Origin of the sequence: Anatilimnocola aggregata (assembly GCF_007747655.1) — a bacterium.
Classification (GTDB): domain Bacteria; phylum Planctomycetota; class Planctomycetia; order Pirellulales; family Pirellulaceae; genus Anatilimnocola; species Anatilimnocola aggregata.
Genome location: NZ_CP036274.1, coordinates 2964816 through 2988136, shown reverse-complemented (window position 1 = coordinate 2988136; position 23321 = coordinate 2964816). Strand labels below are relative to the sequence as shown.

General features: G+C 57.9%; 15 protein-coding genes. 6 read left to right on the top strand and 9 right to left on the bottom strand.

Features of this window, described 5'->3' with window-relative positions; all coding sequences use genetic code 11:
• Positions 1–400 precede the first annotated feature (400 nt).
• Positions 401–1015 (bottom strand): hypothetical protein, encoded by a 615-nt coding sequence (locus tag ETAA8_RS11310; protein ID WP_145088122.1) that lies wholly within the window; start codon positions 1013–1015, stop codon positions 401–403.
• 160 nt (positions 1016–1175) lie between these two features.
• Between ETAA8_RS11310 and ETAA8_RS11305 the strand changes: the two genes are divergently transcribed.
• Positions 1176–1538, top strand: a complete 363-nt coding sequence (locus ETAA8_RS11305) for a response regulator (protein WP_145088121.1) — start codon at positions 1176–1178, stop codon at positions 1536–1538.
• 58 nt (positions 1539–1596) lie between these two features.
• Here the strand turns inward: ETAA8_RS11305 and ETAA8_RS11300 are convergent, their stop codons facing one another.
• From ETAA8_RS11300 to ETAA8_RS11285, 4 genes are all read right to left on the bottom strand, one after another.
• Positions 1597–2352, bottom strand: coding sequence for a hypothetical protein (locus ETAA8_RS11300; protein WP_145088120.1), 756 nt, complete (start codon positions 2350–2352; stop codon positions 1597–1599).
• A gap of 75 nt (positions 2353–2427) precedes the next feature.
• A complete protein-coding gene (locus tag ETAA8_RS11295; protein WP_145088119.1) occupies positions 2428–2871 on the bottom strand; it encodes an RbsD/FucU family protein in 444 nt (147 codons plus the stop codon).
• Positions 2872–2970: 99 nt separating this feature from the next.
• Entirely contained in the window at positions 2971–3789 is an 819-nt protein-coding gene (locus tag ETAA8_RS11290) for a sugar phosphate isomerase/epimerase family protein (protein WP_145088118.1), read from the bottom strand.
• A gap of 155 nt (positions 3790–3944) precedes the next feature.
• Positions 3945–8978, bottom strand: coding sequence for an Ig-like domain-containing protein (locus tag ETAA8_RS11285; RefSeq protein ID WP_145088117.1), 5034 nt, complete (start codon positions 8976–8978; stop codon positions 3945–3947).
• A gap of 741 nt (positions 8979–9719) precedes the next feature.
• On the opposite strand from ETAA8_RS11285, the gene ETAA8_RS11280 reads away from it, so the two are divergent.
• Both ETAA8_RS11280 and ETAA8_RS11275 read left to right on the top strand, forming a co-directional pair.
• Positions 9720–10268, top strand: coding sequence for a DUF2760 domain-containing protein (locus ETAA8_RS11280; protein WP_145088116.1), 549 nt, complete (start codon positions 9720–9722; stop codon positions 10266–10268).
• Positions 10269–12074 (top strand): Hsp70 family protein, encoded by a 1806-nt coding sequence (locus ETAA8_RS11275; RefSeq protein ID WP_145088115.1) that lies wholly within the window; start codon positions 10269–10271, stop codon positions 12072–12074.
• Between the two features lie 96 nt (positions 12075–12170).
• Here the strand turns inward: ETAA8_RS11275 and ETAA8_RS11270 are convergent, their stop codons facing one another.
• Both ETAA8_RS11270 and secA read right to left on the bottom strand, forming a co-directional pair.
• The gene (locus ETAA8_RS11270) at positions 12171–13520 is read right to left on the bottom strand and encodes a 3-deoxy-D-manno-octulosonic acid transferase (protein ID WP_145088114.1); all 1350 of its coding nucleotides are present in this window, start codon (positions 13518–13520) and stop codon (positions 12171–12173) included.
• Positions 13521–13731: 211 nt separating this feature from the next.
• Positions 13732–17409, bottom strand: coding sequence for a preprotein translocase subunit SecA (secA, locus tag ETAA8_RS11265; protein WP_145088113.1), 3678 nt, complete (start codon positions 17407–17409; stop codon positions 13732–13734).
• Positions 17410–18147: 738 nt separating this feature from the next.
• Here secA and ETAA8_RS11260 point away from each other — a divergent pair.
• From ETAA8_RS11260 to ETAA8_RS11250, 3 genes are all read left to right on the top strand, one after another.
• Positions 18148–18645 (top strand): acyl-CoA thioesterase, encoded by a 498-nt coding sequence (locus tag ETAA8_RS11260; protein ID WP_145088112.1) that lies wholly within the window; start codon positions 18148–18150, stop codon positions 18643–18645.
• Positions 18646–18863: 218 nt separating this feature from the next.
• Positions 18864–20987: a hypothetical protein gene (locus ETAA8_RS11255; protein ID WP_145088111.1), complete on the top strand. Its 2124-nt coding sequence runs from the start codon at positions 18864–18866 to the stop codon at positions 20985–20987.
• Between the two features lie 447 nt (positions 20988–21434).
• A complete protein-coding gene (locus ETAA8_RS11250) occupies positions 21435–21716 on the top strand; it encodes a hypothetical protein (protein WP_145088110.1) in 282 nt (93 codons plus the stop codon).
• Between the two features lie 24 nt (positions 21717–21740).
• Here the strand turns inward: ETAA8_RS11250 and ETAA8_RS11245 are convergent, their stop codons facing one another.
• Positions 21741–22670 carry a DUF1559 domain-containing protein gene (locus tag ETAA8_RS11245; protein WP_145100408.1) on the bottom strand — a complete coding sequence of 310 codons (930 nt, stop codon included), beginning with the start codon at positions 22668–22670 and terminating at the stop codon, positions 21741–21743.
• Positions 22671–22840: 170 nt separating this feature from the next.
• The gene (locus ETAA8_RS11240; protein WP_145088109.1) at positions 22841–23272 is read right to left on the bottom strand and encodes a hypothetical protein; all 432 of its coding nucleotides are present in this window, start codon (positions 23270–23272) and stop codon (positions 22841–22843) included.
• Between the last annotated feature and the right edge of the window lie 49 nt (positions 23273–23321).

Here is a 23321-nt window from a genome sequence, read left to right as displayed (position 1 = left end):
CTGCGATTCCACCCAGCGCGATACCACCGAGCGACAGAAGAGCAGAACGTAACTGCAGTATAATTTCGCCTGCTGGCAAATTCAACGAAACGCTACAAAATCTGACGATTGGCCAATTTAGCTCGGCTGGTAACCGGCCCGCGGAGCATTTTGAAAGCCCAAATCCGCACGCTCGACCGACGCCAGACTCCCTGAACGAGTGGCAGCTGTCGCCACAGTGACTGAGGCTAAACCCGCGTCCCTGCTGCAACCGCTACTACCATCCTTTGGCCTCGATGGGGCCAGCCGTTACCGCCGAGACAATCAGAACAATCGCTCACCTTTGCATTCGGTTCATAATCTCATGATTATTCCCGCGGAGATTTTTCCTTGAGCGCAGCTGCGGTGCAGAAACAGCAGTTCATTCCTGCCGTTTCAGCTGTTTGTCGATGAAAATTTGCCAGCCTTCGGCAATCTTGGGAATCACCGTTACTTCTCGTCCGCCGTGAACGTTCGCCAGACGCTGATTTTTCAGGTCGAGAGCCAACAAGACCTCGCCTTTGTCGTCCGCGAAGCGAATGGCATAGATCCACTGAGGATTTGCCGGCGATTTCTCGTTATTCCACACAAAACTGGAGTCATCCGTCAGGGCATGCCGGGCGTGAATCAGCCCCTTGGCCTGCGAGATGTCCAACGTCGAAACCACCTCGATCTGCTGACCCCCGAGCGCGAAAGCGTCCTCGGCGGTACTCGCTCCTGCGACTTGTCGCAGCGTTAGCAACTCCACGCGCTTTCCATGCTGTATGATCCGCACGGCATCAGCTTGCCAAAACTCCAGCGAGCGCTTCGCGCGGTTCACATTCCACCAGAGCGCGAACGAAGCCAGCGCGACGGCAATCACCAGCACGCCGATGACCACCACCTTGCCAGCCAACTGGCTGGCCGCGGGGCGAGCAGGTTCCTGAGCAGGCGGAGTGGCGAGTTTGTTCATGACGAGTGTGTGAGCGAGCGACGGTTCAACCACTACAGTCCGCACGGTCGGCCTGCTGAGCCGTCCAGGTTAGACGCAATCGCGCCAAATGAGTAGCCGGTGCCGGTGGGGAATTCCGCACGTTTGACATAAGGGTTAGGTAACGTACTTTTACTGAGCCGCCAGTTGGGGCAGTTTTCCAGAACACGCGAGTGGAAGTACTGACATGAGCAAGAAGGTTTTGGTTGCGGACGATTCCAGCACGATGCGAAAGATTATCTTGCGCTCGCTGCAAGCCGTGGGCGTGCCAGATGCTGCCGAAGCAGCTGACGGCGAAGAAGCGGTCAACATGTTTCAGCAAGCCACGTACGACATGGTGCTGACCGACTGGAACATGCCCAAGAAGAACGGCCTCGACGTGATTCGCGAGATCCGCGCGATTAACGCCACGGTACCGATCATCATGGTGACGACCGAAGCCGAAAAGACCCGCGTCCTCGAAGCCATTCAGGCCGGCGTTTCCGACTACCTGGTGAAGCCTTTCACCGCCGACACGCTCCGTCAGAAGCTCGAAAAGTTCGGCTGCTAGTGAAGTAGGGATATAGGGCGGAAGCGATGAAGGGGCGAAGAGATTTCTCTTCCTCCCTTTAACCCTTCTTCCCTTCCTCCCTCGCCTTTTTCTCCTCCGCCTTGCGCTCTTTGTATTCTGCGAGCGCTTTGGCGGGATCGGCATTGAAGTAGTCGCGGCAGCCCGTGCAGCAGACGAAATACTTTTGCCCGTCGAACTCGACGGCAATCAAGCCCGCACCGCCAGTGACGATGCACTCCGGTCCTTGCGCGCCTTGACCAAAGCCGCTGCCAGCGCGGGTCAGCCCCACTTCGGCCAGGCGCACCAGCTGATCGCTGAACTGGGTCTTTCCTTCGTACAGAACCAACAGGCGTTTTCCGTCCGCGACAAAACGGAGCGAAATCCGCTGCGGCAATCCTGCAGGGGCAGCTGATTGCTCTAACGCCAAGCGGCCGTCGGCATCGAGCTTGCCTTGATAGGTAACGACCTCAGTCCCGGCAATCGGGGTCGCCAGTAGGGTATACGAATCGGCCTGCTCGCCAGCCACGAGTTCTAGCTTCGCAAAGTACTTGCTCTTGTCGGTGCGGGTGAAGAGCGTGGTTCGTTCCGGACTGAAGCGCCAGGCCCAATCGGCCTGCTCGATCCACGAGTTCTTGGTGCTCCCGCGCTGGGGCTGCCCAACACCTTTCCAAGAACCCACCAGCTTTTGCACTTTGCTCAGCTGATCTTTCTGCGCAGCCAACTGCTCGGCGGTTGCCGCTTTCGCATCTGCCGCTAGCGCGCTGGTCGCCAGGCTCAGCAATCCGATCACTACTAGTGCCACAACGCGATTCATATTTTTATCCAGCCCTCTGAGATTCAATTCGAGATTCAAGTTCCCCGGCCTTTCCCTAGCCCCCAACCCATTCCCCTACATCCTCACCCCAATGTGCAACAGCACGTTCGCATACCGCTGTTGATCGGCGGTTTGCACGGTCAGCACATGGTCGGGCGTGACGACCGCATCGTAGAACTTCCATTTCTCGATGGGCTCCAGTTTCAACGAAGAGCCCGCCGCTTTCAATGTTTGGCGATAAGATTCCCAAACCTCGGGATCCCCCTTGAGGGCATACGGGCCTTCCGTTTCGTACATCATGGTGTGAATCGCCTCGATCGGCACGGCCGACAGAATCGCCTCCAGCACCTGCGTACACGTCACCACCCCAGGCATCAGATTGAGCGACACCAGCTCCGCGCGCGGCCCGCGCTTGGAGGCTGCGGGGTAATTGCCATCGGCGATCAAAATCGTCGAATGGTGCCCTGCCCGGCCGAGAATCGCGTTGATTTCAGGATGGATCAGTTTGTGGTTAAGCATGGGAAGAATTGCAGATTTCAGAGTGAGGATTGCAGATTGGGGAGTAAGCAGGTGCAGTAGAGGTCGCTGGTCCTCAATCTGCACTCTGACATCTGCAATCTACAATTTGAAGAACTTGTTGAAGGTTTCGATCGTTTGTTGCGCGGCAGCGTAAGAGTCAGGGTATGGCAAGGCTTCGGCGGAGAGAAAGCGGCTGTAGTTAATGTCGCGAAGCGCGGCAGCCAGGGGAGCGAAGTCGAGGTGGCCCAGCCCGGCGGGACGACGGTTCGAATCGACCAGATGAATGTGCCCAATGTATCCCCCTCCCGCGCGAATGGCAGCAGGAAGATCGGGCTCTTCAATGTTCATGTGAAACAGATCGGCGAGAAGCAAAGCGTTGGTCGCCCCCGCTTGTTGCAGGAGGGCCACGCCTTGCTGAACCGTGGTGCAGTAGTTGGTCTCGTAGCGGTTCAAAGGTTCGTAGATCAGCGGCACGTTGTATTGCCGCGCATAACTGCCAAGTTCGACGAGCGCTTCACCCAGCCAGGCGAAGCCTTGTTCGCGGCTGACATCTTCGCCCCAGCGGCCTTGCATCGAACCGATAATGGCTGGCGCACCAAGGGGCCCGGCGGTATCGATGATCGAGCGAATGAAATCCTTGGCCCGCGTGCGAATCGTGGGATCGGCGTGCGTCAAGTGTAGCCGATGTTTCACCCAGCCTGCGCCAGTTCCCATCGCCGCCAGTTGCAACTGATGTTCGCCGAGGAGCTGCCTGACAGCGGCGACATCAATGGCTTCGGGCCCGGGAGGAAAGATCTCGATCGCATCGAAACCCAATTGCTGCGCCGCGGCACAAGCGGCCGGCAAATCGTCCCAAAAGACAAAGGGACCGCCGCGCGCTTCGGGCACAAGGCTGATGGTCACACTGGAGAGTGGCATAGGACAACTAGTTGCTGAAGTAATGAACTTTTCAGCGGGCTAGTATCGCGGCCCAAACCGCCAACTGCCAGTAGACGTGCCGAAACGAAAAAACCCGGCGAGAGGGGATCGCGCCGGGTTCGAGGTCTACTGCTCAGCTACAGCGACATCACGAGCTAGTTGCTGTCGTTGCCATCGTCTTCGTCGTCCTGGTCGCTGCCCATCAGCGCCATCAGGGCATCGACGGCAGCGGCCTCATTCGGGTCGACGTATTCGCCAGCAGAACCCGAGTTGTCGTCGCTGGAATTGTTATTGGCGGCAACCGAGGCGGCCAGACTGTCATCGACAAACTCACCAGCCGACTCGTTGCTCGTGGTGGTGGCCGTCACCGGTGCAAAGTTATAGAAGCTCGAATTGCCGCGGAGGCGATAGAGCGTCGTATTGCCAACCTTGCCAACCGCGCGGACATGAGGGCTGGTCATGCTCACGGTGGCCGTTTGGGCCGGCGAAGTGCCGTTTTTCACTTCAATCTTCAGTTCGTTGCCATTCTGCTGGGTTACCAGGGTCGACGACATTCCGTCGGCAAAGGTAGTCCCGACATCCGACAGCCAAGCACTGCCGGTCGCGCTATCGACAGCGGCCAGCACATAGTTCGAACTGTTGTGCGAGAACAGATCGCTCTTGCGGAAGTTGAAGGTCGTCGTGGTTCCGGTGGTGGTCGTCAACTGGACGCCCGCTTCACCGAAGTTGTTATTCGTGCCGTCGGTCCCTTGAGCCAGCGTGATCGTGAACTCATCGTTGGCGACGGTGCCACCTTGGCTGCCGATGGTGTCGGTCCCATCGTTAATGAGCGCGGGTTGTGTTTCCTTGATCTTGTAGGTACCAGGAATCAAAGCATCGAACTTGTAAGCACCGTTGGAGTCGGTCTTAATCGTGCGGTTGACGGTGGTATTGTTCACGTCGGTTCCGGTCAGCGTAATTGTCACACCTTCGAGCGGGCCGCTGTCTCCATTCTTAAATACGAAGCCTGCGAGCGAAGACGGAACGAAGTTCTGCACGGTGACGGTGACCGTAGCCGTGGCCGACAAACCGCCGGAATCCGTGATGGTATAGGTGAAGGTATCGGAGCCGGTGTAATTCGCAGCGGGCGTGTAGGTCACACTGCCGCCGCCTGCAGAGATGGCGATGGTGCCCCCCGCAGTTCCTTGCGTGACTGCGGTAACGGTGAACGTTTCGCCAGTGTCGGGCGCGCTCGAATCGTTGGCCAGCACTTGCATCGTGGTCGTGCTGTTCTTGAATGCATTGAGCGTGTCGTTGGTCGCCGTCGGCGGATCGTTGACGGCAGTTACCGTGACCGTCACGGTGGCCGTGGCGGTGCCGCCATTGCCATCGCTGATGGTGTAGGTAAACGTCTCCGTACCGGTGAAGTTGGCAGCTGGCTTGTAGGTGACACCTGCACCACCAGCAACAACTGCGACTGTACCGCCGTTGCTGGCCGAACCAGCACTCTGCACGATCAGAGTTTCGCCCGTTTCGTCGCCGCTGTTATCGTTTGCCAGCACGTTGATGGTGATGGGCGTGGCAATGTCTTCGGTCGTCGTTGCCGTATCGGGATTGGCCACCGGATTGTCGTTGGAGTCCGTTACCGTCACGGTAACAGTGGCAGTGTCGGTCAAGCCGCCGTTATCTTGCACGGTGTAGGTGAATGTTTCCGTTCCCTTAAAGTTCGCAGCCGGTGTGTAGCGAACCGAGTTGCCACCGGGGCCGATCGTGATCGTACCGCCGTTGCTCCCTTGGGTGACTGCGGAAACGATGCGAGTTTCGTTGATATCGGGACCGCTCGTGTCGTTCCCGAGAACGTCAATCGAGTTGTTGGTGCTGTCTTCGGCGACCGTGGCGGTGTCATCGACACCCACCGGCGGGTCGTTCACTGGTTGCACCTGCACGTTAATGGTGCCGGTAGTCGTTTCGGTGCCGGTGCCACGCTTGATGGTGTAGGTGAAGGTATCCAAACCGGCAAAATTCGGGGCCGGCGTATATCGCAGCGACTTGCCATCGGCAGCGATCGTGACGGTGCCGCCGTTGTTCGTGGTTCCGACTTCCGTGATCGTCAGTTCGCTGAAGTTGCCGTTTTCGACTGTGTCGTTCGAGAGCGGACTGACCAGTTGGTTGGTGGAATCTTCGTCGAAGTTGAAGGTGTCGTTGACCGCGGCAAACGACAGACCGACCGAAGCAGTCGTAGTGCCGTAGTTTACATCGTCAGGCTGCGTGGGTGCCGCAGCGCCGTACATGGCGATATCAACTTCCGAGTCGGCCTGATCGGATGAAATCGTAACCGTACCACCAGCAATTGCCTTCATCGGCACCCGGAAGAACTCGAATTCGCCACGACCGACAGGGGTCAAACCGGCGATGCCACCCAATTCGTCGATTACGCCAGCCGTCGCTGTCGAGCCACTGCGACTGCCAGTGTAAGTACTGCCAGGCTGGATCGCTCCGTTCACCATCACGTTCGACGAGTAGGTCACGTCGGCGTAAAAGGCAAAAATACCGTAGTCTTCGCTCTCGCTGTCGTCGCGGGTATCGGAAACATATCCGACGAGAAAGAACTCCTGACCAACTGTCAGGTTGTTTAAGATTTCCCCGTTGGCATCCACAATCTTCAGGATGAAATCAACATCCTTGGGTGCCGGAGCAACCACGTTGACGTTGACCGTTTGCAACACACTGTTGCCGGCCAGGTCGGTCCCTTGAATGGCGAACGTCTGCGAGCCAACTTGCGCGACCGTCGGGTTCCAACTCACGACGCCCGTTTGAGCGTTGATCGACACGCCTGCAGGCGCACCGCTCACCAGCGAATAGAGGTAACCAGCGGTTCCTTCATCGGCACTTTGGGCGTTGTACACATAGTTCGTGCCCACGGTCGCTTCGGTCGTAGCGGTCGAACTGAAGGCCCCAGGAGCCGTGTTGTCGAACTTAAGTTCGAGATTCGCCGAGCGAGCCCCTTCGGCTCCATTCACCGTCTGACTGGCAGAAATCTGATACGTGCCTGTGCCGAGCGATGAGATAGCGACAGTGGGGAGCGTGATCGAAGTTCCCGTGGCAACGCCCTGGGCGATAACCGTGTTGCCGTTGTACAGCTTGACGGTGGCTCCATTCGTCACGCCCGAGATGGTGAAGTTCAGGGTGCTGGCGTTGGTAACGTTGTCTGAGTTGCTGCTGCCTGTATCCGAGGCGTCGTTCAGGTCGAGCGTCGGCGTTCCCGATGGGCCGACGTTCACTTGCACAAGCTGCGAGTCGTAACTCCCTTCGACGTCGGCCGCGGTGCTGGCCCGCACTCGCATGATGACGTTGAATGTCCCGACGAAGCCGGTTGGCGGCGTAATCGTCACCTGGCCCGTGCTGTTGTTCACGTTCAGGGTGTAGTCGACGGTGTTGTTGCTGGGCTTTACAGCTTGATAGGTGATTGCGTTCCCTTCGACGTCGGTCGCCTGCATCTGGAAGGTGGTCGAACCTCCCTGAGTAATCGAGATCGGGTCGATATCGGCGAGGAATGGCTTTCCATCGACGGTGTCGGCCTTCACATCGACGCGGAAGGTCCGCGTGAAGATTTGGCCGTCGGCATCGGTGGCCGTCACCGTAATATTGGCGGAACCGCTGGCACCTTCGGCAGCAAAAAGCTGCAGCATGCCGTTTTCGGTGTCATTAAAGATCTCCATCGAGCTGATGACGACGTTCGTCAGCGGCTTATCGCTCCCATTGACCGGGACGTTGCTAATTGCATCGCGATTAGTCTCACCCTCGACCATCGCACCAAAGATCGAGTGATTGAAATCCAGGTGCCGAGCCGAGCGCGGACCTTCGACAATCGACAAGGCCGGTGAAGTGCCGCCGGTGAGGCCAGTACCACTGCCGGTCACTGGCATCAGGTTCTGCTTGCCCAGTTCGTTCGTGAATTCAACGTAAAATCGGCGATTCTCAAGGACGGTATTACCGCTCATTTGCGGCGAATGCGTAACCTGAATGTTCCCCGCGCCAATCTTGGTCAGGGCAGCCAGCGCGTTCTGCATGCTGGTCGCCGTATTTGTCATGCTCGAGTTATCAAAGGAAATCGCCCCAGTCGTCTGTCCCTGATAGCTGAGCGTGAACGTGCCACCGGTGGGCGAACCACTAAGAGTGACGAACCAGCCCTGGTTCAATTCTTCGGTAATGAAGAATTGCGAATCGTTGGTGTCGTCGAGGCTCTTAGCCATCGACAACAGGCCCGAGCGATTGTGCTGCAGGTTCACATTAAATTGATCGGCGAAGTCGGGGAAGGATGAACCGCCCGAACCTGTGCCGGTGGGATCGCCACCTTGAATCACGAAGTCGTTGATAACGCGATGGAACGTCACGCCACTATAAAAGCCACTCGAAACCAACTGCTTGATCCGGCTGGTCACGCGCGGCGCGTAGTTATCGAACAGCTGATAGACCATCGAGCCGTAGCCTTCGACGTTCATCCGCAGGCTTTGGTTGCCGGTCAGAACGGTCGGCTGAACCAGGCTCGGGTTGTCGCTGGTGACGGTGTAAGTAATCGTGCCGCCGTTAGGATCGTAGCCATCGAGGCCGACCATTAGTGGCGAACCACCCAGCAGGGTCTTGTCGTCGATTTCCGCCAGGTAAGGCGTGCTGGTCTGCGGAATCGCAATGCCCGCCTTGGTCGCAATCTGTGCCAGCGTCAATTCGCCGGTCAAACGCGAGCTGTCCTGAAAGACCCAAGTCGGGAAGATGCTGATGCTGTTGGCGCTGCCCGTTGCGTTTAGAGTTCGGTCGGGGTTGGTGACCTCAATAAAGTTGAGATATTGGGCACCGTCTTGAAACAGGTTCTTTGTCGCTGTTGTGGCCGGATTCCAAGCTGCTCCATAGAACTTGATATTGGCAGCCGTCAGCAGTTTGGCAAACGCGACCAGATCGTTCGCCACGATGGAAGCTTCGCCGGCGCTGTTGGACGTGATGGCCGGAGTATCGTCGTTGTCCGGTGTGCCGTAATCGGGAACGTTGCCGAGATCGCCAGCCATTAGCGAGCGATTTTCGAGCGATTCGAACAAGAACGCCTTCTTGCGGCCCCGCAGGTCTTCGTTGCGTGATTCGGCCGATTCGCGACGGCTCCAGATCTTCTTCAACGAGGCGATGGTGCGTTGTGCAAGGCTCGGGTGGTGCTTCTTCATATTCGAGAGATTGCCTTCTGCTCTGTTGCCGAGATAAGCGTGTGTCGGGAGATGAGTGCCAGTTGCCAGCGACGAACGACGGATAAGGTTCCGACTTACCAGACGTCACGTTCAGACGACGAACAGGGGATCATCGACCCTGCTGTTGCCACAACAGGGTTTGCAAAAACACCAGCAACATCACACTCCCTCCGACCGCTATCGTTTTGGACGGGCCTGCACTGAAAGCGCAGCGCCGACCGTGATTCGACGGTGGAGTGATCGAGGTTGTTGCCGCATGTCCGCGTCGGCGCGAGCCATCGCAGGCCGCCGCGTTGAGTGGAAAACGGATGTGGCCAGCCCTGGTTCCGGACAGTGCTGACACGAAATACGCCCGCGCGAGGTTGAATCGCGGCAAACGACCCGCCGCTGTCGGATCGCTCACAACTTCCAAGATAGCCGGTTAGGGAAGTGTGGAAAGACATAAGGCTCGAAAATGCCGCTTTTTCGGGATGAACCAGTGAACTTAGACACTTGGGCAATGGCAACCACTCTGCTGCACGTTGCCAGTCAGGCGGTTGACAACTGGCCTCCAGCCGGGTTGTACTACCGGTGCCTTCACCAATTTGCAAACCTCGCTCCAACCGCGCAGCGAAATACGCCAGAGCTTTGACGCAGGCACGCCCTGGGAAGTTTCGTCCGTTTGTGCGGATTTTTCACTCGCGCGGCAAAATTCGCCGCAACTCTATTTGAGACATACACATGGGACGAATCGGAGTGGCCTTTCGGGCCTTCTTCAAGGCTCTTTTTGATGCTGCATCGGCGGCCAGAATCGATGCTGCGCTCGCCGGCCAGGCGTTGCCCGCCGTCACCGCTGGCTACGAGACGTTGCCGAAAGAAAACGTGGCAGTGAAGACTCCGTCCACACCGAAACGGAGCGAAGCCCTCACGCTGCTGGCCGCCTTGCAGCGTGAGGCCCGCTTGATCGACCTGATTCAAGAGCCACTGGGTGATTATTCCGACGAGCAAATCGGGGCTGCCGCTCGCAACGTGCTGCGGGATTCTGCGGGTGTTATCGAGCGTTTCTTCGCGCTCAAGCGAGTCACCACCCAGGCCGAAGGCGATACCGCCGAAGTCCCTGCGGGGTACGATCCGGCCCGCTACCGGCTCGTGGGAAATGTCGCCGGCAATGGCCCGTATAAAGGAAGCCTCACCCATGCGGGCTGGGAAGCCAAGCACGTGAATCTGCCCGCCTGGACCGGCAGCAACAACTCAGCCCTCGTCGTCGCCCCTGCCGAAGTGGAGATTTAAGTGACCGCTCAATATGTCATCGGCATCGATCTGGGTACCACCAACAGCGTGCTCGCCTATGCACCGATTAACGCCGAAAATCCGCAGGTGCAACTCCTCGCGATTCCGCAGTTAACTGCGCCAGGTTCAATTGAAAAGCGCAATACGCTCCCCTCATTCCTCTATCTGGCCCCCGAACACGAAGCAACTGGCGGCGCGCTCGATCTTCCCTGGCAGAATGGCCAAACGCAGGTCGCCGGCGAGCTAGCGCGTAAGCAGGCTGCCGATGCCCCTCAACGAACGGTGACTGCCGCCAAGAGTTGGCTTTGCCACAGCAAGGTCGATCGTCATCAGCCCATCCTTCCCTGGAACGCGCCGGCCGAAGTGGCCAAGGTCTCGCCGGTTGCTGCCTCCAAGCGATACCTCGAACATCTTCGTTCGGCCTGGGAAGAAGCCTTTCCGGATGCCCCACTGGCCAGTCAACAAGTCGTCCTCACTGTTCCCGCTTCGTTCGATGCCGCCGCCCGTGAACTCACGCGCGAAGCAGCCCTGGCAGCTGGCTTGCCGCAGAGTCTGGTACTGCTCGAAGAACCGCAAGCTGCCGTCTATGCCTGGCTGACGAGCATGGGCGAACGTTGGCGCCGCGCACTCAAAGTGGGCGATACCCTACTGGTCTGCGACGTCGGCGGTGGGACGACCGATCTCACGCTCGTCGGTGTGGCCGAAGAACGTGGCGAACTGATGCTGCGGCGGATTGCCGTCGGCGATCACTTGCTCGTCGGTGGCGACAACATGGATCTGGCCCTCGCCCACTTCGTGGCCGGCAAGTTCGCCGACAAGGGAACCAAGCTCGATCCCTGGCAATCGGTCTCGCTCTGGCATGCCTGCCGCACGGCGAAAGAAACGTTGTTACCCGAAGAAGGGCCGAAAAAGCATCCCGTAAGTGTGCTCGGCCGCGGCAGCAAACTGATCGGCGGTACAGTGACCGTCGAAGTCGAACGTGCCAGTGCCGCTGACTTGTTGTTAGAAGGCTTCTTCCCGAAAACCGCACTCGGCGATAAACCGGCACGCCGTCGGCAATCGGGCTTTCAAGAAATCGGCTTGCCGTTTGAATCCGATACTGCGGTGACGCGTCACCTCGCGGCGTTTCTATCGGCGCACGGTGCGGATGGAACCGCGGTGCAACCGACGCACGTTCTGTTCAACGGCGGCGTCTTTAAAGCTGCTCCATTCCGCAATCGGCTGATGGAAGTTCTTGCCGACTGGGCCCCGAGCAAGCCCGCCAAGATTCTGGAAGGAGAGCAAGACCTCGATCATGCCGTGGCCCGCGGGGCTGCCTACTACGGCTGGGCCAAGCTGCACGGCGGCGTTCGCATCCGCGGCGGCACCGCTCGCTCGTATTACGTAGGGATCGAGACCGCCGGCCTCGCCATTCCCGGCGCGCCGCGTCCGCTGCGAGCACTCTGCGTCGTGCCATTCGGCATGGAGGAAGGAACCAGCGTGGATGTCCCTTCGGGCGAGATTGGTCTCGTCGTCGGCGAACCCGCGACATTCCGTTTCTTCAGTTCCCCCACGCGCAAGACCGACAAACCTGGTGACCTACTCAGCTCGTGGGATGACGAAGAACTGGCCGAGACTGATTCGCTCGAAGCCGCCTTGCCCAAAGAAGACGACACCCAGGACGACTATGTTCCCGTTCGGTTTCAATCGAACCTGACCGAACTTGGCGTCTTCGAACTTTGGTGCGCTGGCACTCGCAACACCAACAGCGAAGCACCCCAGCGCTGGAAACTCGAATTTAGCGTGCGCAAAGATGCTGACGCGTGATTCCTAACTTCCTCGCCTCGGTACTCCGGGGAGGGGGTTGGCGTGAGGGGCCTGCTCTACTAAGGACTTCGTCGGCTCGTATATCCTGAACTCTTACTACCCCGCTCGTCTCTTGTTCTCATGCTTCTTCCAGCTGGGATGCGCTGGCAACGTCGGGGCGAGGTTCTTCGCCGCCAATGTTTCCAAGAGTGTCACGGTGCGATCCGTTGCCCCTTGTTGCTGAAGAACCAATTCCTTTGCCCGCTGACCTAGATGGGATGCAAACGTTGATTCCACCAGGCAGCGTGCGACAAACGACTGCAGTTCGGCCGCATCCCTCACGACGATGGCCGCTTGTTTGCCGAGCAGCAGTTGCACGACGTCTTTGAAGTTCCAGGTGTTGGGCCCGAATGAAATCGCCGCGCCGTACGCAGCGGGCTCGATCATGTTCTGCCCACCACGACGACCGAGACTGCCGCCGACGAAGGCGATCTGGCAAGCGCCCCACCAAGCTCCCAGTTCACCAACAACATCAATGAGCAGCACGCGCGCAAGCGGATCAGAGCCTGCTGTTTCCAGACGCGATCGACGCTGCCAACGCACCCCGCTACGGTCGAGAAGCGCCGCGACTTCGTCGAATCGCTCGGGATGTCGAGGGGTAATGAGCAGTTTCAGATTCGGATGCTGCGGCGACAGTTTTTGAAACACATCGAGCGCGATCTGCTCTTCCGGCGCTTGCGTGCTGCCGGCGAGCAGGACGACGTCGCTGTCTTGAATTCCCGCGAGCGCGCTTAGTTTGCGCGTGGCCGGGTTACCGCGATCCATGCTCGCGCCGTCGAACTTCATCGAGCCGGTAAGGCAGACATTCTTGGCCGGCGCACCCAATGCCACAAATCGTTCGGCATATTCGGTGTTCTGTACGGCCACCAAATCGATTGCTGCCAGCGTGCTGTGCAGCCAACCTGCGATGCGTGAATAGCCGCGAAAGCTCTTGGCACTGAGGCGACCGTTGATCACGGCGACCTTCGTACCAGCGCGCTGCGCGGCGGCGATCCAGTTCGGCCACAGTTCCAGTTCGGCCAAGACGAGAATCGTGGGCCGAATGATGCGGAGCGACGTTTCGACCGACCAGGTGAAGTCGAGCGGAGCATAGAAGATCATCCGCGGAGCATATCGTTTTTGCGCGAGCGCGTAGCCAGTTTGCGTCGTCGTGCTGATGACAATTTCCCAATCGGGATGCGATTTCTCCCAGCGGGCAATCAACGGTTGCAGCAGATTGACTTCGCCCACACTGACTGCGTGCAGCCACAAGCAGGGCGTGCGGCGCGAACGGCGGCGGGGAACATCGCCCCACAGCTTTTGTCGCCAGCCATCGCGATATTTGCCGTGCCGAATGCGTGAGTAGAGCAGGTAGGGAGCAGCCGCGATGAGCAGCAGCACGTACGCAACGTTAAGCACGTAGGCCATGCGCGAATCCTTTCGCGGTTGGTGTTGTTTCGCTCTTAGTTCCGTCTCCTCGGTACTCCGGGGAGAGGGTTAGGGTGAGGGGCTGAATTGCAATGGCCGTAACCACTCAGCTTCAGCTCTTCACCGCGCCCCTCTTCCCATGAATAAACGGGGAGAGGGAGTACGACTTCCAAATGTATAGGAAACGTGAGTTAAGCGCGGAGCCATTGCCCTACACAGTGGCTCCGCCACCCATTCTCATATGGCAATTCTTGTACTTCTTGCCGCTGCCGCACGGGCACGGGTCATTCCGCCCAACACGCTGGCCGCGATTGCGAATCGGTTCGGGCCGCGTATCGGTACCGGACGAACCGCTGCTCGTTTGTTCCTGCGAACTCTCCAGTTCGTCGTCGGCACCCGGCAGCGAATCGTGGCGAGCGCTCGTTTCCTGGAACGTGCTGCGGACGAAGTCTTCGTTCAGCTGTTCGACCTTGAAGACAAGTTCCGTCACGCGGTCGTCGAGCGATTGCCACATCTGCTCGAAGGTCTTCATCCCTTCGCGTTTGTATTCGACCTTGGGGTCGATCTGGGCGTAGCCCATCAGCCCCACCGAGCTGCGCAGGCGGTCCATCATCAGCAGGTGGTCTTTCCACATGCTATCGACGACTTGCAGCAACACCGAGCGCTCCATGCGGCGCATCTCGGGGCGATAACGATCTTCGACATCGATCAGCAATTGATGTTCGAGTTCGTCGCGATCCAGTTCGGCCATCTTTTCCGCGGTCAGTTCCGATTTAAGCGTTTCGGCAGCCCACGTTGCCAGCGGCTGGTACTTGGCTTCGCCATCGTCGCCGTTGCTGTTTTGATAAGCTTCGGCAACGCGCTTCTTCACATCTGCAATTGCCTGCTCGGCCTGCTGTTGCTTCCGTTGGCTCAAAGGTGCCAACAACTGCAGCATCTCGGCCTGCGTCTTATTGCGCAGGTCGTCAACTTCGAGCGATGAGTCAAAGCGCTCGCGGGCCCAGGCGATGAGGGCTTCGCGATCGAGTTGCCCCTTCTCTCCACCGCCGCAGCGATAGATGCCCGCCATGATCGGATATTCAGCTTCCTTGCGGTCGTATGAGGCTACGGCCTGATCGACCACGTACTTCTTAAGGGCCGAGACGTCGAGCTTCTCGATTTCCTTGAGATCGAGTTCCAGACCGAACTTGGCCCGCGCCCAAGCGACCACCGTGCGATAACCAAAATCCTCTTCGAGGAACGGCTTCCCTTCGGTCAGATCGACCGTCTTGATGCGCTCGCGAGCGAGGTCGATGATATGCTCGGCAACATGATCGCGGCCGACCTTCTTCAAGTCCCGGTCGCGCAGATTCAAACCCCAGCGAGTATTGGCCATTTTGGCCATCGCTTCCCAGTTCCATTCCTCTTCATCGGTACCTTCGGGCAAGTTTTCATCGAGGCCGTCCTGCACGTGCGTTTCGGCCGAACGGGTCGCTTCACTCAGGGCAAACATTTCGGCAGCAGGGAAGTCCATGCCGTTGAAATCGCGAGCTTCGAAGGTGGCAGCCAGGCGAGTGGCGGCAAAGGCGGCGAAGACACCCGGACCATAATCGCGTTTCAGGAACGATTCGACATTCTGGTTCACTTGCTTGCGAACCATGTTCAGGATGACATCGCGGCAATTTTCGCCATCGAGAATGTTCTGCCGAAAGCGATAAACCCGCTTCCGCTGTTCGTCCATTACTTCGTCGTATTCGAGCAAGTTTTTGCGGATTTCGAAGTTCCGCTCTTCCATCTTCTTTTGCACGGCCGAAATACGGCGGCTGACCATCGGGTGTTCGATTCGCTCGCCTTCCTTCATGCCCAGCCAATCGAGCACCGACTTCACCCATTGGCCGGCGAAGATCCGCATCAGGTCATCTTCGAGCGACAAGAAGAAACGGCTGCTACCGGGATCGCCTTGGCGACCGCAGCGACCGCGGAGTTGCAAGTCGATGCGGCGAGCTTCGTGGCGCTCGGTGCCAATGACGTACAGGCCGCCGAGTTCCTTGACCTTTACGCCTTCCGGCTTCATCTGCTCTTTTTCTTCAATCTCGCGCGTGAGCGCGTCCCACTCGGCATGCGGCACGTCGAGGCGAGTGGCGTACTTGTCTTGCAGCTTGGCCCAGGCCATCGTTTCGGCATTGCCGCCGAGAATGATGTCGGTACCGCGGCCAGCCATGTTCGTGGCAATGGTCACAGCGCCGAGGCGGCCGGCTTGCGCCACAATGTCGGCTTCGCGCTTGTGATGCTTGGCATTGAGCACCTGGTGCTTCACACCGCGTTTTTCCAGCATCGCGGCAATTCGTTCGCTCTTCTCGATCGAGACGGTACCGATGAGTACCGGCCGGCCGCGATACTCCAGGTGATCGATCTTCGCGCGTTCGATCGTTTCGACGTCGCGCGTTTCCTTGGGCTGATATTGGATATTGTCGTCGGTCTCTTTGAGGATGAGACCCACGAGCTCTTCGCCCGTCTTGAGCACGACCGTGTCGTACTTGTGGACGCGTTCGATGTCGTCGGCCACCGCGATGAACTTTTCCTTTTCGGTACGATAGATGGCATCGGGAAATTCGATCCGCTGCATGCCGCGGTTTGTCGGAATCGCGATCACGTCGAGCTTGTAGATCTTCCAAAATTCGCTGGCTTCGGTCATGGCCGTGCCAGTCATACCGCAGAGCTTGTTGTAAAGCTTGAAGAAGTTTTGCAGCGTGATGGTGGCCAGCGTCTGCGTTTCTTCCTTGATCTTGACCCCTTCTTTGGCTTCGACGGCCTGGTGCAAACCATCGCTCCACTGGCGGCCATCCATCAAGCGGCCCGTGAACTCGTCGACGATGATGACCTTACCCTCTTTCACCACGTAGCGCACATCGAGCTGATACAAGTAGTGAGCCTTGAGGGCGTTATCGATAAGATGCGGCCACTCCATATTGTCTGCAGTGTAAAAGCTCTCGACGCCGGCCAGCCGTTCGGCCTCGCGCACGCCATCGTCAGTCAAGCTGACATTGTGATCTTTTTCGTTCACGACGAAATGCGTTTCACGCTTCAGCTGACGCGCGACGCGGTCGGCTTCGGCATACTTGGCAACATTCTGAAACGCCGGCCCGCTGATGATGAGCGGAGTACGAGCTTCGTCGACGAGAATGTTGTCGACTTCGTCGATGATCGCGAAGTTAAGATGCTTTTGCGATTGCTGCAGCGGCTTGGGAAAGCGATCGTCGCCGCGGGCAGCGGGACGCATGTTATCGCGCAGGTAATCGAAGCCAAACTCGTTGTTCGTGCCGTAGGTGATATCGCAGTCGTAGGCCGCTTGACGCTCGTCGACTTCCATATCGCTTTGAATCGCACCGACGGTGAGACCGAGCCCCATATAGAGCGGCGCCATCCATTCCATATCGCGGCGGGCGAGGTAGTCGTTCACGGTAACGACGTGCACACCCTTCCCTTCAATGGCGTTCAGATAGGCAGGCAACGTGGCGACGAGAGTCTTGCCTTCACCAGTCACCATTTCGGCGATGGCACCACTGTGCAGCACCATGCCACCGACCATTTGTACGTCGTAGTGACGCATGCCGAGATAGCGGCGGCCACCTTCGCGGGCGACGGCAAAGGCTTCGACGAGGATGTCGTCGAGCGACTCGCCCGCTTTCAGCCGTTGGCGAAACTTGATCGTCTGTTCTTTCAATTCCGCATCGGACATCGCCTGAAAGCGCGGCTCGAGTTCATTAATTCCTTCGACCCGGGCATACATCTTGCGAATGAGCCGCGCGTTGGACGTACCGAACATGGCTGTTACGCCGCGCTCGAACCCAGACAGCAGGCCGCCGAAAAACTGGCCAAACGATTCCCAGGTCCGCTCTAGTAAGTCCATACTTCACATCAGTCGCAAAGAGTATTTAGCACGCGCTTGGGCTGGGCCGTGGTTCCCCAGCACAGAGTGACATCTTGCCAGCTCTGGCGCAATCCGTGGTGGTAATGCAAAAGTCCTGCCCGAGGTTGCAGCAATCTCGTCAGATTGGCGCAACTTGCTCAGCCCCAGAAGTTTATTGCGACCAGTGAAAATGGTCAATTGCGGATTGGCTGCCGGAATGGCAGCGGGGTATTCGAAGCGCGGAGATCAAAGTTCAGAGTTGTGAGACAGGAAATTGCTAGCAGTGGTCGCCGGGAAGGGTTTGAGGTTTCTGGTTTAAGATTCAAAGTTTAATGAAGGAAAGAGCAAAGGGAGCAATTTGGAGTCCGACACGAAGCCCCTTAAACTACTAGCCGACAGACAGTTAAGTTCCTCACCTTCAGCTCTTGCCTCAGAACTTAGCACTTGGAACGGAGCACTTGGTTTCTGGTCTGGTTTCCTTTTCGAGGTCAGTCGCGTATAGTGGTCAAGATTGGAACCCGCCTCAAACTGTACCGCGACTATCTTCTCCCCGGTCGCGACTGCAACCCGCCCGAATCTCACCCACCTCCCTCGGACGGAACCTCTCTCGTAGCGGAATGACCGCGCAGCGGCGAAAAAGTGCTTCTTCGTGTCAGTTGAACTGACAAAGCAACTATTTTGACCACCTTTTTTGAGTACACCTCAAAATCGAAAGCGTTCAGGAAGAACGAGACGCGCATGAATGCTGGAGCAGATCGTGACGACAGAAAACTCCCTCTCGGGCAGCTGGCAACAAGCGAGCTATTAAAGGGTTTTCCGGTCGTAATTGATTGGCCCGTGCAATGGGGCGATCAAGACGCACTCGGTCACGTGAATAACACCGTCTACTTTCGCTGGTGCGAATCAGCGCGAGTTGCCTATCTCCAGCGTTTGGGGCTCGCCGCTTGGCTGAACCCGACCGTACTGGGCCCGATCCTCGCGCAAATCGAGTGTAACTACAAACGGCAGTTGCACTTTCCCGATAGCGTGCTGATCGGTACGCGAATCACCCGTCTGGGTAAAACCAGCCTCTCCATGGAGCACGCGATTGTAAGTAATGCGCAAAACGCCATCGTCGCCGAGTCCTCTTCCGTGATTGTGGTGTTTAACTATCAGACGCAGCGGCCGGCGTTGATTCCCAACGAGGTGCGAACAGCCATCGAAGGGTTAGAAGGTCGCATGTTGGCGGACAATTAGAAAATTACAAATGAGTAAAGTCGGCTCGCATTTCTTCCTAGAGAGTGTGAGTCGAGGCATGACAACGGGCCACCGTAACAACCGGGCGATGGAGTCGTTGACCATTCCAGGAGCTTAATTTTTCGTGCGCGAGGAGTTAACTCCAGGGCTGCAAACTGAACTAATCACGATGAGCCAGTCTCGTTAGTGATGATTCAGTTCGCTTGAAAGGGATCGTTATGCCTGACGAAATTACCACCTTACAGTCCATTGCCATCCAGGTTCATGTGGTTGCGCTAGCCCTCACGGCTGGTGGCATCTGCTGGGCCGCGATCCTGGCTGGGCTGAGTCGATTGCCTTGGTTCTGGCGCGTCTCGCTCCTCTGCGCGCCGTTGGTCCTATTGCTTCCCATCCGCGCTTACGAGCCGCTAGTGATGCTCTTCCCGCTCGTGCTGGCCCTGGCAATTGCTGCTGCCAGCTTGCGCCAGCGCTGGGAAGCGGGCCTGGGAATTGTTCCGGCGAAGCTTGTTCCAGCGAAAGAGACTGCCAAATCCAAGCAGACAGCCACAGCGAAGACTGCCCGCAACAAACGCTGGAAAATTTCGCTCTGCGATGCCTGGCTGGGAATGACGGTCATTGCCGTGACACTGGGAGTACTGGTGCAGTTGCCGTGGCGCAACCTGAACTTCTCCTGGACCGGCTTATGCTTCGACCTGGCACTGCTCTTTGCAATCAGCTTTATCAGCCTCGGCGTGGTTGGCCTGCGTGGCGGTTCGGTGTGGGCGATCGCCATGTTCATCTGCGTGTCGCTGGGTATTGTGTTTGAATCGACCTGGGGCGACGGTTTGCAGGCCCTGTATCTGCTTGGAGTCGCGGGACCGCAGCACTTAACATGGACTCCGATTGGCGAGTTTTATTTGTTCTTTACCACACTGCTGCTGGTGGGACTCTGGCTGGTGCGCTGGTGCTGGCAAGTTATCGATCAGAACGAACTGTTTCAAAAGCGGCGGCGGCTAGTCGGCTCGGTTGCTGCTCTGACGTTTTCGCCCGTCGTGGTGCTGTACATGGCCATGTTTGTGGGCCCGCCGGAAGTTACGGCACCTCACATTCGCAACAATGTGCTGCCGGAGTTAGTCGCCGTTGGCACCGAGTTAGAGACGATGGGAGTCGGCGAATACACGCTGAGTGAACTCGAAGGGCGTCACCCGAATACGAATTTTTCGACGCGCGTCGCAGCGATTTACGACCACTCGCTGCGACTCGTAAAGCAGCCCGGTTGCGTTGCCTTGGATCTGAAGCGGCGCGCCGACGAGGGTTCGCTAGAAACGCAAAATGCGCAACTATCGACGCTGCGCGGCTTGGCCCGTCGCTGGTCGCGTGAAGCCGAGTCGGCTTATCGCGATGGCAACGTGCAACGCGGCATCGAGTTCGACCTGGCGACGTTGCGTCTGGGAAATCATCTCTCGCGCGGCGGCATCTGCATTCACGCGCAGGCGGCTGGTGCCATCAAGAGCCTGGGGTTGGTTCATCTGGCGCAGTTTCGCGACCATTTGCCCCCCACTTCACTGCCGACCATCTTGAATGTCCTCGACGCGCTTGATGCGGCGGCCGAGCATCCTGAAGTAACGAATGCTCGCGATCGCTACTGGACCGACGTTGCCCACGGCTGGCGGCACCGGCTCGAAACCGTCGTGCAAGGCGCTCTCAGCATTCCCAGCACCGAGAGCAATGGCTATCACACCCTGGCCCAGCCTTATAACCGCGAAGCGGCCCAGCGACGGCTCTTATCGACCGACCTGGCCCTGCGTTTGTTCCGCCACCAGCACGATCGCCTGCCGACATCGCTCAAGGAACTCGTGCCGCACATCCTGGCAATGATGCCCCTCGATCCGTTCACGCAACAGCCCCTCCTTTATCGTCCGCTGAAGTACAGCTATGTGCTCTACAGCACCGGGCCCGATGCGCGGGACGACGGCGGCAAGTTCCATCGCTTTGGTAGCGATGCCTACAACCACAACGGTCACGACTGGAGTTTGGAAGGTGTACTGCGACCTTCGTGGCGCGCACTAGGACGTGGTTGGGGGGCTGGCTTCGGCCCACGCCCACCTCGCCCAGGCAATTGGGCGACGCCTCCGTGGGAATGGCACGACTCACGGTCAGCGGCTGACAAAAGCGCGCCGATTATCTTGGTAAGCACCGAGCATGGGGCCCGCGAACAAGTAGGGCAAAACCAACTGCCAGCAGAAATTGAAAGCCTAGTTGATGAGAACCCTCAGGAGCGACTTCGCGAATCATTCGGTCGCGAGCCTTTCGAGCCGCGACCTTTTTTGCGCCGTTACGGTCGCCGCGGCGAACGTTGGTAGCGCGAATCTTACGCGGTTTCTACTAAGTACTTGCTAGCGGTCAACCTGCCAGGCTCTGCAAGTTTGTAAGTCCTACAAGCTTGCCCTTGGTAAAAATGACAATCTGCTAGCACTTCTGCGCAAATCTTCAGCCAAATGTGAAGTTGGGGTCGACAGTTTCCCCCGGAATCTACAACAATTCTTTCGTGCTGAGCCGATTTTCCTGAAATGAGTTCGAAAATCTGGCACGGCAGTCGCTAAGGGTGAGGCAAGCCGTTCATGGATGAATGGTGCCCAAGGGTTGCGGCGGTCAGATTACCCGGCTGGATTTTCTCGGTTGGGGTAAGTTGCCGGCGCGTTCGCGGTGGTTGTGAAGAGGCGGTGGATGGCAGGTCGATGGTGTCGATGATCGACCCAGCCTGACTTCAGGCCGACTCTTAAAAATCGCTGCGTGCAGGGAGTGCGCGCATGTTGGAATTCATGGATCCGATGCTGTTTTGGGCTACGCTCGCTTTGCAACTGGTGGGACTGGTGAGTGTCGTGCTCGCCCGTTTGCCCCGCCGCTGTCCATTGCAATGTGCTTGCTTCCGCACCCTCTTTTTCGGCTGCCTGATTGGCCTGGCCGTGGCGACAATGGTTGCCATTGAAGCCCAAAGTGGTTCGTGGGCCTGGTGTGGCACCACGTTCTCGGTCATGGCCGTGGGAGCCACGCTCGATTTGCGTAGCTCGATGGTGGTGACGGGGTTTTAATGCACGTCGAATGCGCTATCGTGATTAGTCGACGCCTTGAACTACTTGGCCATCGGCAATGCCGCCCATATAGCCGAGCATCGTGGGATTGGCGTTAACTGCAATTCCCCGCACGCTGCCATCGCACAACACGAAGTTGCAAACGCCAGGATGATTGCTGCCGAATGCACGTTTCGTTTGGTCAAAGGGACCCTTCGCCAAAGGCACCGTCGTACCAATCGCTCGGTGGGAATGGCCTTTGTCACCATTGAAGGCCGTGCCATCACCGTAGCCCGGGCTGTTCAACTCTTTCAAATAGATGTGCTTATCTCCGGCGAGCAACGTGTTGCTGGTGCCATCTTGAATCTCAGAGAACTTCGTCCCGATCTTGAACGCAGGTGTTCCCGCGGGGGGCGCTGTACCCATGCGACCCCAACAGGCCATCACACCGTTGTTGGCCGCACTCGTACCATCGGGATGCCAATAGTCGCCGCCAGATACGCTCGAATCGCCGGTGCAGACAGCATAGTCACCGACGATGCCAGTCGTGGCCGTTCCGCCGTCCATGTTTTCGGAAATCACTTTCGCATTACTTGCAGTCCGGCGCGAAGGGCAATAGTAAATCGAGATCTTTGCTTCGCGGCATTCCTGCAGTTGCGAGTTGAATGATGTTCCTAGTTGCCACTTGTTGTAAAGTGCCATCTGCTCGACTCCTGGCAGGATCTGAGCCATCCAGGTGTAACTCGCGTCGCGACGCGAATTCGGCAGGCAGTTGTGGGTGTCGTGATAGTTGTGCATTGCCAAGCCAGTCTGCTTGAGATGGTTGATGCACTGCGTTCGGCGGGCTGCTTCGCGAGCAGCTTGAACTGCCGGGAGCAGTAGCGCCACGAGCACCCCAATGATGGCAATCACGACCAGCAATTCAACGAGCGTAAAACCACGCACCGCGTAGGGGCGGCGGGACTTGAACGACATGAAGGGCACTCCGCAAGCGGACGAGAGAGGGGCCAAAGCAGTTGACAAGCAAAAAACAGCGAGAAATCTACTTTTCGAATATTCCTGAACTTGTGTACTACGTAAACCCACCCATCGAGCATTCGCGGAAAGCCGCAGAGAATTAGGGAGGGAAAGCTAGTCGCCGCCACTTACCTGGCGGGCTCTACCGTTATCTTGAAGTGATTTGTGCCCTCTTTTACCTCTTGCGAGATTCCAGCCGTTTCAAACTTGCCATACTTCGCATGGATCACCGGGGGCAGAGGGACATCGCCAGATGGCTCCGGCACCTTAATGAGGATGTCGTACGTGCCAATCGGTGCTCCGTCGTTCAGTTGCTCAGTCGCAAGGGAGAACTTGCCCTGCGCATCGATCGAACCCGAGGCTGATACTGGCACCTCTTCTTTGCCAATCGACTGCTGACGAAAGGTGACTTGTCCACCTTCTAATCCGCTGACCGGCGTACCGTCGGGAAATACGAGTTCGCCGGTGACTGGCTCGAACTTGCTGCTCGCGCCGCAACCCAATGCGAACGCCAATAGCGCCAAGGTGCATCCCGCGATGGAAATTCGAGTCGTTTTCATGGTGTCTCTCCTGGTGTACTGCCTGAAGATTTCTTATCGGTAACGCTGT